The sequence below is a fragment of the Rahnella sp. GSA61A genome, from assembly GCF_019969905.1.
In the GTDB taxonomy this organism is placed as follows: Bacteria; Pseudomonadota; Gammaproteobacteria; order Enterobacterales; family Enterobacteriaceae; genus Rahnella; species Rahnella aceris.
In genome coordinates this window covers 1-500 of the sequence record NZ_JAHXYO010000058.1, presented here as the reverse complement: position 1 = coordinate 500, position 500 = coordinate 1, and the positions used below count along the sequence as shown (strand labels likewise).

The window sequence follows — 500 nt, the reverse complement described above, 5'->3', positions numbered from 1 at the left end:
GCGCTTACCACTTTGTGATTCATGACTGGGGTGAAGTCGTAACAAGGTAACCGTAGGGGAACCTGCGGTTGGATCACCTCCTTACCTCAAGATACGCATTGTGCAGTGTCCACACAGATTGTCTGATGAAATTAATGAGCAAGAGCACCTGTTGATGCAGTAAGGGTAACCTTACGCTGATGCGAAAAGTGCCAAACCACTGTGTGGTCTGGTACGGATTTTTCGTGTCCCCATCGTCTAGAGGCCTAGGACACTGCCCTTTCACGGCTGTAACAGGGGTTCGAATCCCCTTGGGGACGCCACTCCGATAATGTGTGAAAGACATTATCAATGAATATCTTAAAGATGACTCTAACGAGTCGTGTTTAAGATATTGCTCTTTAACAATCTGGAACAAGCTGAAAATTGAAAGTTTACAGCTGAACATCACTCTCCGTAGCAGTACCGAGTGGTGAATTAGTCTGTAACAGAGTCTCTCAAATAATCGCAGCGCGATGGTG

General features: G+C 46.2%; 1 tRNA gene and 1 rRNA gene. Both read left to right on the top strand.

Annotation, left to right across the window (positions count from 1 at the left end):
- Positions 1-84: ribosomal RNA gene (locus LC431_RS26220) — 16S ribosomal RNA — on the top strand; the annotation flags it as partial.
- 142 nt (positions 85-226) lie between these two features.
- Positions 227-302 (top strand) — tRNA-Glu (locus LC431_RS26215).
- Positions 303-500: the final 198 nt, after the last annotated feature.